This is a genomic window from Citrobacter sp. wls619 (genome assembly GCF_005281345.1).
Taxonomy (GTDB): domain Bacteria; phylum Pseudomonadota; class Gammaproteobacteria; order Enterobacterales; family Enterobacteriaceae; genus Citrobacter.
In genome coordinates this window covers 110,522-123,421 of record NZ_SZXJ01000044.1, presented here as the reverse complement: position 1 = coordinate 123,421, position 12,900 = coordinate 110,522, and the positions used below count along the sequence as shown (strand labels likewise).

Annotated in this window: 15 protein-coding genes and 1 riboswitch; of the genes, 7 read left to right on the top strand and 8 right to left on the bottom strand. The window is 51.5% G+C overall.

Annotated elements, in window-relative coordinates:
- Positions 1–2: 2 nt before the first annotated feature.
- Genes yqiA through nudF form a run of 4 tightly spaced genes read right to left on the bottom strand, consistent with a single transcriptional unit; the run spans position 3 to position 2,487 of the window.
- Entirely contained in the window at positions 3–584 is a 582-nt protein-coding gene (gene yqiA, locus FDX19_RS09865) for an esterase YqiA (RefSeq protein WP_003024575.1), read from the bottom strand.
- Complete coding sequence (gene cpdA, locus FDX19_RS09860) at positions 584–1,411, bottom strand: 3',5'-cyclic-AMP phosphodiesterase (RefSeq protein WP_137382559.1); 828 nt, start codon at positions 1,409–1,411, stop codon at positions 584–586. The genes yqiA and cpdA overlap by 1 nt, the downstream gene beginning before the upstream one ends.
- 24 nt (positions 1,412–1,435) lie before the next feature.
- Positions 1,436–1,858 (bottom strand): DUF1249 family protein, encoded by a 423-nt coding sequence (locus FDX19_RS09855; protein ID WP_137382558.1) that lies wholly within the window; start codon positions 1,856–1,858, stop codon positions 1,436–1,438.
- A complete protein-coding gene (nudF, locus tag FDX19_RS09850) occupies positions 1,855–2,487 on the bottom strand; it encodes an ADP-ribose diphosphatase (RefSeq protein ID WP_040233966.1) in 633 nt (210 codons plus the stop codon). Before nudF ends, FDX19_RS09855 begins: the two co-directional genes overlap by 4 nt.
- 199 nt (positions 2,488–2,686) lie before the next feature.
- Here nudF and tolC point away from each other — a divergent pair, with 199 nt between their 5' ends.
- The 3 genes from tolC to FDX19_RS09835 all read left to right on the top strand — a co-directional run bounded on the left by tolC (position 2,687) and on the right by FDX19_RS09835 (position 6,160).
- Positions 2,687–4,168: an outer membrane channel protein TolC gene (gene tolC, locus FDX19_RS09845; RefSeq protein WP_137382557.1), complete on the top strand. Its 1,482-nt coding sequence runs from the start codon at positions 2,687–2,689 to the stop codon at positions 4,166–4,168.
- 148 nt (positions 4,169–4,316) lie between these two features.
- Positions 4,317–4,994: a DUF1190 family protein gene (locus tag FDX19_RS09840; protein ID WP_016154521.1), complete on the top strand. Its 678-nt coding sequence runs from the start codon at positions 4,317–4,319 to the stop codon at positions 4,992–4,994.
- A gap of 5 nt (positions 4,995–4,999) precedes the next feature.
- The gene (locus FDX19_RS09835; protein ID WP_137382556.1) at positions 5,000–6,160 is read left to right on the top strand and encodes a glutathionylspermidine synthase family protein; all 1,161 of its coding nucleotides are present in this window, start codon (positions 5,000–5,002) and stop codon (positions 6,158–6,160) included.
- A gap of 85 nt (positions 6,161–6,245) precedes the next feature.
- Here FDX19_RS09835 and ygiD read toward each other — a convergent pair whose 3' ends face one another.
- Positions 6,246–7,034, bottom strand: a complete 789-nt coding sequence (ygiD, locus tag FDX19_RS09830) for a 4,5-DOPA dioxygenase extradiol (protein ID WP_137382555.1) — start codon at positions 7,032–7,034, stop codon at positions 6,246–6,248.
- A gap of 147 nt (positions 7,035–7,181) precedes the next feature.
- Here ygiD and zupT point away from each other — a divergent pair, with 147 nt between their 5' ends.
- Positions 7,182–7,955 carry a zinc transporter ZupT gene (zupT, locus tag FDX19_RS09825; RefSeq protein WP_003024600.1) on the top strand — a complete coding sequence of 258 codons (774 nt, stop codon included), beginning with the start codon at positions 7,182–7,184 and terminating at the stop codon, positions 7,953–7,955.
- A 62-nt stretch (positions 7,956–8,017) separates the two neighbouring features.
- Here the strand turns inward: zupT and FDX19_RS25635 are convergent, their stop codons facing one another.
- Both FDX19_RS25635 and ribB read right to left on the bottom strand, forming a co-directional pair.
- The gene (locus FDX19_RS25635; protein WP_305764230.1) at positions 8,018–8,194 is read right to left on the bottom strand and encodes a hypothetical protein; all 177 of its coding nucleotides are present in this window, start codon (positions 8,192–8,194) and stop codon (positions 8,018–8,020) included.
- Between the two features lie 505 nt (positions 8,195–8,699).
- Positions 8,700–9,353, bottom strand: a complete 654-nt coding sequence (gene ribB, locus FDX19_RS09820; RefSeq protein WP_137382554.1) for a 3,4-dihydroxy-2-butanone-4-phosphate synthase — start codon at positions 9,351–9,353, stop codon at positions 8,700–8,702.
- A 106-nt stretch (positions 9,354–9,459) separates the two neighbouring features.
- A riboswitch (FMN riboswitch) is annotated at positions 9,460–9,609 on the bottom strand.
- A 132-nt stretch (positions 9,610–9,741) separates the two neighbouring features.
- Between ribB and ubiK the strand changes: the two genes are divergently transcribed.
- Positions 9,742–10,038 (top strand): ubiquinone biosynthesis accessory factor UbiK, encoded by a 297-nt coding sequence (gene ubiK / locus FDX19_RS09815; protein ID WP_003024618.1) that lies wholly within the window; start codon positions 9,742–9,744, stop codon positions 10,036–10,038.
- Positions 10,039–10,071: 33 nt separating this feature from the next.
- Here the strand turns inward: ubiK and glgS are convergent, their stop codons facing one another.
- Positions 10,072–10,278 carry a cell surface composition regulator GlgS gene (glgS, locus tag FDX19_RS09810; RefSeq protein WP_137382553.1) on the bottom strand — a complete coding sequence of 69 codons (207 nt, stop codon included), beginning with the start codon at positions 10,276–10,278 and terminating at the stop codon, positions 10,072–10,074.
- Between the two features lie 260 nt (positions 10,279–10,538).
- Here glgS and FDX19_RS09805 point away from each other — a divergent pair, with 260 nt between their 5' ends.
- A complete protein-coding gene (locus FDX19_RS09805) occupies positions 10,539–11,168 on the top strand; it encodes an OB-fold-containig protein (protein WP_137382552.1) in 630 nt (209 codons plus the stop codon).
- Between the two features lie 23 nt (positions 11,169–11,191).
- Positions 11,192–12,853, top strand: a complete 1,662-nt coding sequence (locus FDX19_RS09800; protein WP_137382551.1) for a flotillin family protein — start codon at positions 11,192–11,194, stop codon at positions 12,851–12,853.
- Positions 12,854–12,900 lie beyond the last annotated feature (47 nt).

Here is a 12,900-nt window from a genome sequence, read left to right as displayed (position 1 = left end):
CGTCAGAAACTGTGCAGTCCAAGGAAATCGACAATCGGGTTGAAATAATCTTCGAAGCCCGTGAATGCGTGGTTTCCGCCCTCAATAACTGTCTGACGGCAGGAGGCGTAATACGCCACCGCCTGGCGGTAGTCCAGCACTTCATCGCCCGTTTGTTGAAGCAGCCAAATCAAATCCGGCGCTTCCAGCGGGTCAATCTGCATGACTTTAAGATCGTAAATATGGCGTGACTCTAGCACATATTGCTGCCCCGTGTAGGGGTTCTCGTTTTGACCGAGATAGTCGACCAGCAGTTCATAAGGCCGTACGGCAGGGTTCACCACCACCGCTGGCAGCATAAAACATTGCGACAGCCAGGTGGCGTAATAACCGCCTAATGAGGAGCCGACAATCCCCAGCGACTCGCCGCCATGTTCAAGGATAATTGACTCCAGCATCTCTGCCGCCTGGGCTGGATACGGCGGTAACTGCGGTACAATCATCTCAACGTGCGGATGGTGCTCCGCCAGCCAGTTTTTTAGCAGACATGCCTTCGCCGAACGAGGAGAACTATTAAATCCGTGAAGGTAAAGAAGCGTAGACATCAGTAGCCTTCTGAAGCGGTGTCAGGGTGGAACCGATTACCCTGCAGACGACGTACCTGAGTCTGCAACGTCCCGTCGGCAAAAAGCTCCAGCGTCCGCCAGCCGGGGCTGATGGTATCCAATGTGAAGTTGGAACAGTGCGGTTTAAACTGCACGCAGGTCGACGGTGTCGCCAGCAGTCGGCGGCCGTTCCAGTCGAGATCCAGCTCCTGATGAATATGCCCGCAGAGCAGATACTTCACGCGCGGATAGTTCGCCAGCACGTTGTCGAGCTCCGCCGCATTACGCAGACTGTGTTGATCGAGCCAACTGCAGCCCGCAGGCAAAGGATGATGATGCAGAAGCAGCAACGTATTACGTTCAGGCGCATCGGCAAGTTTACGCTCCAGCCACTCAAGCTGAAATTCGCTTAACTCACCGTGAGGAACGCCAAAAACCTGGCTGTCCAGCAACAAGATTTGCCACTGTTCGCCAATGAAAACGCGTTTGGCCGGGGAAATACCCGCATCCTGAAGCGCGCTGTACATCGCTGGCTGAAAATCGTGATTACCGGGTAACCAAACGCAGGGCGCACGAAAACTTGCGATGCCCTCAGCAAAATGCTGATAAGCCGCAGCGGATTGATCCTGCGCCAAATCCCCAGTCGCGACGATGAGATCGTACTCTGGCGACTCTGCATGTATTGCATCCAGTACGCACTGGTAGCTATCCCAGGTGTTCACACCCAGTAAGGTTTCATGCTTTTCGGCAAACAGGTGAGTGTCTGTAATTTGTAAGATCCTGACTCTGGCCTCACCAGCCAAAGGAAGGGTTAACAGGCTTTCCAAATGGTGTCCTTAGGTTTCACGACGCTAATAAACCGGAATCGCCATCGCTCCATGTGCTAAACAGTACCGTAACCAGTCGGCCAAAAACTGATTAATTTGATGCTTTTCGTCGCGTTGATGCAACTTTTTATTTGGATAATCATACCGCGCTTTGAAGCGAAAGATCTGCTGACTTGAACACACTTCAGCCACCCTCGCATCATGATACAGACGCACAGTCAGCGACGGCAGGCTCCAGTAGGTAACCGCTGGTGCCGTCTGTTCGATCGCGACAAGCGTAGTGTATCGGGTCGATTCAATAATCGTTAATCGATATTGTGCGTTTGCAACCTGATAGCTCACTGTTTCACCGGCTGCATCATTGCGTGGCAACAGGCGGCGCAACTGCGAAAAATTGGTTTCGCACAGGCGCATCATTTCAGGGAAGTCAGGTGTGTAACGCTTCATTTTTTCCACTCAGTTTTTAACTCTTGATAGTGCAGCTGTAACCATTGCAAGGCGATGACAGAAGCCGCGTTGTCGATTATCCCCTCTTCTACCCATTGATAAGCCTGTTCCCGACTCACCACATGAACACGAATATCTTCGTTTTCATCCGCCAGACCGTGGATACCATTTGCGGTCGAAGCGTCCACTTCACCTACCAAAATAGACAGGCGCTCACTGGTGCCCCCCGGACTTGCCAGATAGCTCAGCACGGGCTTAGTCCGCTTCACATCCAGTCCGGCTTCTTCCATTGCTTCACGGCGAGCCACATCTTCAACGGTTTCACCTTCTTCGATCATTCCGGCTACCATTTCCAGCAGATACGGCGTTTCGCTGGTGTCATAGGCCGCGATACGGATCTGTTCGACCAGCACAACTTCATCCCGCTCAGGGTCAAAGGGTAGCAAGACTGCCGCGTGTCCGCGCTCAAAAATTTCACGCTTCACTTCACCACTCATACCACCGTTAAACAGGCGATGACGGAAGCGATAAAGATCCAGTGAAAAAAAACCGCGGTATAGTGTTTCTCGTGCAATAATTTCTACATCATTTTTAGTGAATGTCATTGGCAAGTTGTCTGGTTTACGCATTGTGCTGTCCTGGTACCAATAGTGATTAAAGTGTGAATTTCAAGGTCGTTTGACTGCTGTTTGAGCGCCCTTGTGTTAAATTGATGCAAATTAACGCCGTATGGCACGTAACGCCAACTTTTTGAAGTGGCGGATTCTGCTAGAATCAGCAATTATTTTTACAATTTGATCAGCGCTAAATACTGCTTCACAACAAGGAATGCAAATGAAGAAATTGCTCCCCATCCTTATCGGCCTGAGCCTGTCGGGGTTCAGTACTCTGAGCCAGGCAGAAAACCTGATGCAGGTTTATCAGCAAGCACGCCTGAGCAACCCGGAATTGCGTAAATCCGCCGCCGATCGCGATGCTGCATTCGAAAAAATTAACGAAGCGCGTAGTCCTTTACTGCCGCAACTGGGCTTAGGTGCCGATTACACCTACAGCAATGGCTTTCGTGATGCCAACGGCGTCAACTCCAACGCGACCAGTGCTTCGTTAAGCCTGACTCAGACTCTGTTCGATATGTCAAAATGGCGTGCCCTGACGCTGCAAGAAAAATCAGCAGGCATCCAGGACGTGACCTATCAGACCGATCAGCAAACGCTGATCCTGAATACCGCCACGGCCTATTTTAACGTATTGAACGCGATTGACGTGCTCTCTTATACCCAGGCACAAAAAGACGCCGTTTATCGTCAGTTAGATCAGACGACCCAGCGTTTTAACGTTGGCCTGGTTGCTATCACTGACGTACAGAACGCCCGTTCACAGTACGATACCGTGTTAGCGAACGAAGTTACCGCGCGTAACAATCTGGACAACGCCGTTGAACAGCTGCGTCAGGTCACCGGCAATTACTACCCGGAACTGGCCTCGCTGAATGTGGATGGTTTTAAAACCAACAAACCGCAGGCAGTGAATTCGCTGCTGAAAGAAGCAGAAAACCGCAACCTGACGTTATTGCAGGCACGTTTAAGCCAGGATCTGGCGCGTGAGCAAATTCGTCTGGCGCAGGATGGTCATCTGCCGACGCTGGGTTTAACCGCCTCGACTGGTGTTTCTGATACCTCTTACAGTGGTTCTAAAACTAACACCTCTCAGTATGACGACAGCAACCAGGGCCAGAACAAAATTGGTCTGAACTTCTCGCTGCCGCTGTACCAGGGCGGGATGGTTAACTCGCAGGTTAAACAAGCGCAGTACAACTTTGTGGGCGCCAGCGAGCAACTGGAAAGCGCGCACCGCAGCGTAGTACAGACCGTTCGTTCATCATTCAACAACATTAATGCGTCTATCAGTAGCATTAATGCGTACAAACAAGCCGTTGTCTCTGCGCAAAGCTCACTGGACGCGATGGAAGCAGGTTATTCTGTCGGTACACGTACCATCGTGGACGTATTGGATGCCACCACCACGCTGTACAACGCTAAGCAGCAGTTGGCAAATGCGCGTTATACTTATCTTATCAACCAGTTAAACATCAAGTCTGCGCTCGGTACGCTTAACGAGCAGGATCTGGTAGCGCTGAACAATACGCTGGGCAAACCTATTTCCACCGCGCCTGACGCCGTTGCGCCGGAAAATACCCAGCAAGACGCCGCGGCAGATGGTTATACCGCGAACAGTGCGGCACCGGCGGTCAAACCGGCAGCTGCACGTACAACCAGCAGCAGTAACGGCAACAACCCGTTCCGTAATTGATGTTGATGACGGGGCTTCGGCCCCGTCTGAACGTAAGACAACGTAAAGATCCGCCCCTTCTCCCGCATTCTCGCCTCTTCCCGCTTCAATTTCGACCAGCCATCCTCTATTCTGAGCAGTATTTACCACTGGGTCCTGGAAGACATAAATGAAACGGACAAAATCTATACATCACGCGTCGTTCCGCAAAAGCTGGAGCGCACGCCATCTGACTCCTGTCGCACTGGCTGTGACCGCTGTTTTTATGCTGGCAGGCTGTGAAAAGAGTGACGAAACGGTTTCGCTTTATCAGAATGCGGACGACTGCTCTGCGGCGAATCCGGGTAAAAGCGCTGAATGTACGACCGCATTCAACAACGCACTGAAAGAAGCTGAACGCACGGCGCCAAAATACGCTACGCGCGAAGACTGTATTGCCGAGTTCGGTGAAGGTCAGTGCCAGCAGGCACCTGCCCAGGCAGGAATGGCGCCTACGGGCGAAGGCCAGGCTCAAGCGCAGAATCAAAGCAGTGGTAGCTTCTGGATGCCGCTGATGGCGGGTTACATGATGGGTCGGATGATGGGCGGCGGCATGGGCGCGCAACAACCGCTGTTCAGTTCGAAAAATCCGGCCAGCCCGGCATATGGCAAATACACCGATGCCGGCGGTAAAAACTACGGTGCCGCCACACCGGGCCGCACCATGACCGTGCCGAAAACCGCGATGGCACCAAAACCTGCCACCACGTCTACCGTTACGCGCGGCGGATTTGGTGAGTCGGTGGCAAAACAGAGCACCATGCAACGTAGCGCCAGCGGCACCACGACACGTTCGATGGGTGGCTGATCCCTATGGAAAGAGTCAGTATTGTTGAGCGCCCGGACTGGCGCGACAAAGCCACCGAATACGGTTTCAACTTTCACACCATGTACGGCGAGCCGTACTGGTGTGAAGATGCCTACTACAAGCTCACGCTGGCCCAGGTTGAAAAACTGGAAGAGGTCACCGCAGAGCTGCATCAAATGTGCCTCAAAGTGGTGGAAAGGGTCATCAACAGCGATGAGCTGATGACCAAGTTTCGCATTCCAAAACATACCTGGGGCTTCGTCCGCCAGTCCTGGCAGACACAGCAGCCGTCGCTCTACTCGCGTCTCGATCTGGCGTGGGATGGCGCGGGTGAACCTAAGCTTTTAGAAAACAACGCAGATACGCCAACCTCATTATATGAAGCGGCTTTTTTCCAGTGGATCTGGCTGGAAGATCAGCTTAATGCGGGCAACCTGCCGGAAGGCAGCGATCAGTTCAACAGCCTGCAGGAAAAACTGATCGAACGTTTCACTGAGCTGCGTGAACAGTACGGTTTTCAACTGCTACACCTGACCTGCTGTCGCGATACGGTCGAAGATCGTGGAACGATCCAGTATTTGCAGGATTGCGCGGCTGAGGCTGAAATTGCCACTGAATTTCTCTATGTCGAAGATATCGGACTCGGTGAAAAAGGTCAGTTCACGGACATGCAGGACCAGGTGATCGCCAACCTGTTCAAGCTGTATCCGTGGGAGTTTATGCTGCGTGAAATGTTCTCCACCAAGCTGGAAGACGCTGGCGTTCGCTGGCTGGAACCGGCCTGGAAGAGCATTATCTCCAACAAAGCGTTGTTGCCGCTGCTGTGGGAAATGTTCCCGGATCATCCGAATCTGCTACCGGCATATTTCGCCGAAGACGACTATCCGCAGATGGAAAAATTCGTCGTGAAACCGATCTTCTCGCGTGAAGGGGCTAACGTTTCCATTATCGAAAACGGTAAAACCATCGAATCCGTGGAAGGACCGTACGGTGAAGAGGGTATGATCGTGCAGCAGTTCCATCAGCTACCGAAGTTTGGCGACAGCTATATGCTGATCGGCAGCTGGCTGATCAACGATCAACCCGCCGGGATCGGCATTCGTGAAGACCGCGCGTTGATCACCCAGGATCTCTCACGCTTCTATCCGCATATTTTTGTCGAATAATTGAGAGTGCCGGGTGGCGGCTTCGCCTTACCCGGCCTACGACACGAATTTAATGCCCGATAAGCGCAGCGCCATCGGGCATTCATCATCCAACCTGCACCGACAACATACTCAGGCTACCCATCTCAATGCCATCGACCGGGATTGTTACAGGTTCTTTACCATCCCATGCCCCGAGTACATACAGCAGCGGCAGGAAGTGATCCGGCGTCGGGTTCGACAACGATCCGCCTTCATGCTCGAGATAATTCACCAGCGGATGCTGTTCAACCGGTCCCTGCCAGGTCAGGTTGGCTTTCACATAATCATTGAATGAAGTCGCCCACGGGTATGGTGTATTCTCACCGTGCCAGCGTGCTGTACGCAGGTTATGCACCACGTTGCCACTGGCCACCAGCATAATGCCTTCATCGCGCAACGCTGCCAGTTTACGGCCTATTTCAAAATGCCAGGCCGCAGGTTTAGTGCTATCGACACTCAACTGCACCATCGGGATATCCGCGTTCGGGTACATCTTGATCAGCACGCCCCATGAGCCGTGGTCAAATCCCCACGCCTCTTTATCTAACGTGACTGGCACTGGAGAAAGCAGATCCACCAGATGCTGGGCCAGTTCAGGAGACCCCGGGGCCGGATAATGCGTGTCATACAGTGCTTGCGGGAAACCACCAAAATCGTGGATCGTTTTTGGTGCTTCCATCGCCGTCACACCTGTCCCACGAGTGAACCAGTGTGCCGAGACCACAACAATCGCTTTCGGGCGCGGCAACGTTTCCCCCAGTTGCTGCCAGGCGCGGGTATAAACGTTATCTTCCAGAACATTCATTGGGCTGCCGTGTCCCAAAAACAATGCTGGCATACGAGTTGAAGACATGATGATATCCTTACTGAGGGAGCCATTTTGATATCACCACAATACGCTTTTTCGGTTGATGAAGAACTCAGATAACCATGATGAAGATCATCAGTTATTTTGACGATCCGCCCCGAACAGCAGATTGATAAGGAGTTTTATTTGTCGATGTCAGTACCTTTACTTCTGACCTTACTGGCAGGCGCCGCTACATTTATCGGTGCATTTCTTGGCGTGCTGGGACAAAAACCCTCTAACCGCGTTCTCGCGTTTTCTCTGGGTTTTGCCGCAGGCATCATGTTGCTGATCTCCCTGATGGAAATGTTGCCAGCGGCACTGGCAGCAGAGGGAATGTCGCCGGTGCTGGGTTACGGGATGTTTATCGTTGGTTTGCTGGGCTACTTTGGCCTGGATCGTTTACTGCCGCACGCTCACCCTCAGGATTTAGTCCAAAAAACCACACAGCCGTTGCCCGGTTCCATTAAGCGTACCGCGATTTTATTAACTCTGGGTATCAGCCTGCACAACTTTCCGGAAGGGATCGCGACTTTTGTTACTGCCAGCAGCAACCTGGAGCTGGGTTTTGGTATTGCACTGGCCGTCGCATTGCACAATATTCCTGAAGGTTTAGCCGTTGCCGGGCCCGTTTATGCTGCCACAGGCTCCAAACGTACCGCTATATTCTGGGCAGGGATCTCGGGCATGGCGGAAATATTAGGTGGGGTACTGGCATGGTTAATTCTGGGCAGTTTGATTTCGCCCGTGGTGATGGCGGCAATTATGGCCGCGGTCGCCGGAATTATGGTCGCATTATCCGTTGATGAGCTGATGCCGCTGGCAAAAGAGATCGACCCCAATAATAATCCCAGCTATGGGGTACTGTGTGGAATGTCGGTAATGGGCCTCAGCCTGGTTATCCTGCAATCTATGGGAATCGGGTGAAGCCGATGGCGGATGCGGCTCTGCGATTCAGAACATCCGCCTCATTCATGGTGGCAGGGCCGCTATTCGTGGTCCTTGACGGTGGTACCACCTTCGCCCGTATGGCGAAACAGTTTGTTGCGCGCCTCGAGTAATGCATCTCTGTCTTGCCGGAACGCTCTGCAATAACGTTTCATATGGCAATAATAACCGACAGCAACGAGTGCAATTAATACAATCCAATACCAGGCAATAAACATTCTTTTACCCTTAAAATTTAACATCATTAAACATTTAACGTTAAAATTTTACATAACTATATTCTGACCTACCTCTATAGTGGCATAACATGAAAACAAATATATGATTTCGATCATATAACGTAACGGATAACGCTAATCGAAAAACCTGCATTAAAAAGGAAACAATATCATCACATTTACGCGACTAAATAAAAATTCATTATCCAGAACAACGTCCCTCATTGTCATTCAAAGAATAATAAAAATGTTACCCACTGATAATTAATAAATTTCTCGCGGAGCGGGATATTTATTTAAACATTTACGGGCTATACCATTTAATTATGACAACGCATCAGCATAAGAAAAATATATTAATAACTATTATTTAGTGTTGATACGTAGTACCAGAGCATCCCATCGGACTAAAGCTAAATTCTCCGGCTATAACAACAAAAAACCGAAGCCAGAAAACTGACTTCGGTTTTTTTATCCCTACCGCGGTTGTCGCGGTAGTCAGCAATTAGCTGGCTTTGCGCTCGTGCGCCTGACGGTAAGCCACTAAATCTTCGATAGTGACTACAGCCATATTGTGCTTGCCGGCAAACGCAATGCACTCCGGCGCACGCGCCATGGTGCCATCATCATTAGTCAATTCGCACAGCACACCAGCCGGTTTAAAACCAGCCAGCGTCACCAGATCGATAGTGGCTTCGGTATGGCCGCCGCGAGTTAACACACCACCAGCCTGAGCACGCAGCGGGAAAACGTGACCCGGGCGGTTCAGATCGGAAGGTTTAGCGCCATCTTTAATCGCCGCGCGAACGGTCGTGACACGGTCTGCTGCGGAAACACCGGTAGTCACACCTTCTGCCGCTTCAATGGTCACGGTAAAACCCGTACCGTAAGCGCTGGTGTTATTTTCCACCATCATCGGCAGATCGAGCTGTTTGCGTCGGTCTTCAGTGATGCACAGGCAAACAATACCGCTACCGTGACGGATGGTCAGCGCCATCTGTTCAACAGTCATGGTTTCTGCCGGGAAAATCATATCACCTTCGTTTTCACGGTCTTCATCGTCAAGCACCATCACACCGCGTCCTTCACGCAGCGCAGCAAGCGCATGTTCAACACGTTCGAAAGGCGTACCAAAAGAGGAAAGTAGCGTCTGATTCATGGTAAAAAAACCTCACTAAAATTATGGTTACCAGAATCAGGGCAGTCTTAGGAGTGCCGTCAAAGCGGCAAAAAAATAACGTGAGCGGGTCCATGCCCGACTGGATCGTTACTCTCTCCCATCCGGACTCTAACCGTCGGCCCCGGAATTACACCGGATCTGCTGACCTTTTTGCCGTAACAAAAAGCGCTCGCGGGCTTTCAACATTCGTTGATTTACCGCCGGTGGGGAATTTCGCCCCGCCCTGAGAATAAGCGGGTTAACTATAACGCTATTGATTACCTTCATCAACGCCTTTACTCGACTTAGCTTCACACAATTCTGGTTTATGCCTGGGGCAGTTCGCACTACAATAGGCAGCAACACGTACCAGTTCAGGGAAACCATAATGATTGACCCGAAAAAAATTGAGCAGATTGCTCGTCAGGTTCATGAGTCGATGCCGAAAGGGATCCGGGAGTTTGGCGAAGACGTTGAGAAGAAAATTCGCCAAACGCTGCAGTCGCAGCTGACACGTCTGGATCTGGTAAGCCGCGAAGAGTTTGACGTACAAACCCAGGTTTTACTGCGTACCCGTGAAAAACTGGCGCTGCTTGAGCAACGTCTGACGGAGCTGGAATCGCGTGAAAAAACGGCAGAAGTTAAACCTGCCCCCGCGATCCCGTCAGTCGATCCGCAAGAGTAAAAACGACAACGGGCCGTAAGGCCCGTTAATATGTCAGTGTTCCAGTTCTAATTTTTTCGCCTCTGTTGCCTGCTGGCAGTAAAGTGCATAGCGTTTGCAAAACCAGCTGCGATGTTCCTCATCCATATTTCCAGTGACAGCCTGGATATCAACGGGTCGGCCCTCAGCCTGCATTCTGGCAAAACTCCGGGCCAGGAAATCGAAATTGTTCAGTGAATACATATTGCTGTTCATGAGCATACCCTCCAGTTATTGAATATCTGTTAAGGCCATATGCTTTTTCTGATTTCAGTATTTCCCTGGATACGAAGTTATTCTGTACATATTGTGCGCAAAAAAACCGCCTGCTTCACAGTTTCCTACGAAATCTAAGAGGGAGATGAGCCCCTTTTCGGATTTAAGACCAGGGTAACGCATGTTATTGTAACGTCATGTAAAAGTAAGAGGTAAAACTATTACTTTTGACACGGACAGGGAACGCAGTAACAGGAGGAAAATACTTGGTTCTATTTGCGGATTATAACGACCCCTACCTGTTTGCTATTTCATTTGTACTGCTGATTGGCCTACTGGAAATCATCTCTCTTATTTGCGGCCATTTCCTTTCAGGCGCGCTTGATGCTCACCTTGAACACTACGATGCCCTGACCTCCGGCAATATCGGCCAGGCGCTTCACTATCTCAATATTGGGCGAATCCCCGCGCTGATCGTGCTGTGCTTACTCGCAGGTTTCTTTGGGCTCTTCGGTATCCTTCTTCAGCATGGTTGGGTCACGCTGTGGCAGGCTCCGCTCAGCAACCTGCTGCTCGCGCCGGTGAGCTTCATTCTTGCGGTCTTTGCCGTGCATTACAGCGGAAAAATCATCGCCCCGTGGCTACCGCGGGATGAAACCACCGCCCTCGCTGAAGATGAATTTATCGGCAGCATGGCAATCATTACCGGACATTCTGCAAGTGCCGGAACGCCCTGCGAAGGCAAATTTACCGACAAGTTCGGGCAGATCCACTATGTGCTGCTGGAGCCTGAAGCAGGCAAAGAATTCAAAAAAGGAGACAAGGTACTGATTATCTGCCGACTCTCCGCAACGCGTTACCTGGCCGAGTTAAACCCCTGGCCGACTGTTTTATAATTTTACACAGAGGGATCTCATAAATGGATGATGTTTTTGGCATGTTACCTTCATGGATGTTTACCGCCATTGTCGCGGTGGTCGTCTTAGTAATTATCGGGATTATTTTTGCCCGCCTGTATCGTCGTGCGTCTGCTGAACAAGCGTTTGTGCGTACCGGCCTTGGCGGGCAAAAAGTGGTGATGAGCGGCGGCGCAATTGTCATGCCTATCTTCCACGAAATCATTCCTATCAACATGAACACCCTCAAACTTGAGGTGAGCCGTTCTACTGTCGACAGTCTCATCACCAAAGACCGTATGCGCGTAGATGTCGTCGTCGCCTTTTTCGTGCGTGTAAAACCGTCTGTTGAAGGGATTGCAACCGCCGCACAGACGCTGGGACAGCGGACGCTGTCACCAGAGGATTTACGTGTGCTTATCGAAGATAAGTTTGTCGATGCCCTGCGTGCCACTGCGTCGCAGATGACCATGCACGAGCTGCAGGATACGCGTGAAAACTTCGTTCAGGGCGTACAAAACACCGTCGCGGAAGACCTGTCCAAAAACGGCCTGGAGCTGGAGAGCGTTTCACTCACCAACTTTAACCAGACCGAAAAAGTCCATTTCAACCCCAACAACGCCTTTGATGCCGAGGGTCTGACCAAACTGACCCAGGAAACGGAACGTCGTCGTCGCGAACGTAACGAAGTCGAGCAGGACGTAGAAGTTGCCGTTCGTGAGAAAAATCGTGATGCGCTGTCGCGCAAGCTGGAGATCGAGCAGCAGGAAGCCTTCATGACGCTCGAGCAGGAGCAGCAGGTGAAAACCCGCACAGCTGAGCAAAACGCCAAAATTGCCGCCTTTGAAGCCGAGCGTCATCGCGAAGCTGAACAGACGCGTATCCTTGCCGAACGCCAAATTCAGGAAACAGAAATCGATCGCGAACAGGCGGTGCGTTCAAGAAAAGTCGAGGCCGAGCGTGAAGTTCGCATCAAAGAGATCGAACAGCAGCAGGCAACAGAGATAGCCAACCAGACCAAGTCCATCGCCATTGCCGCCAAGTCCGAACAGCAGTCTCAGGCTGAAGCACGCGCTAACGATGCCCTGGCCGATGCGGTTCGCGCCCAGCAGAACGTAGAAACCACCCGCCAGACCGCAGAAGCGGATCGTGCCAAACAGGTGGCATTGATTGCCGCAGCCCAAGATGCGGAAACCCAAGCTGTTGAGCTGACCGTACGCGCGAAAGCGGAGAAAGAAGCGGCAGAATTGCAGGCGGCAGCGATTGTTGAACTCGCCGAAGCAACGCGGAAAAAAGGCCTCGCGGAAGCAGAAGCACAACGCGCACTTAACGATGCCATCAACGTGCTTTCCGATGAACAGACCAGCCTGAAATTTAAGCTGGCGCTGCTGCAGTCCCTGCCAGCGGTTATTGAGAAATCCGTTGAGCCAATGAAGTCTATCGATGGGATCAAGATTATTCAGGTTGATGGTCTCAATCGCGGCGGCGCAGTCGGTGAAGTGACCGCAGGTAACGTAAACGGTGGGAATCTCGCAGAGCAGGCATTATCCGCAGCCCTTACCTATCGTACACAAGCGCCGCTGATCGACTCGCTGTTAAATGAAATTGGCTTGTCCGGTGGTTCGCTGTCGGCACTTGCCGAACCGATGAAAGCAGTGGAAAGTAGCGCTGTGACGGAAAAATAAAGCGTAAAAATGCCGGATGGCGACGCGCCATCCGGCAATCAGGTCAG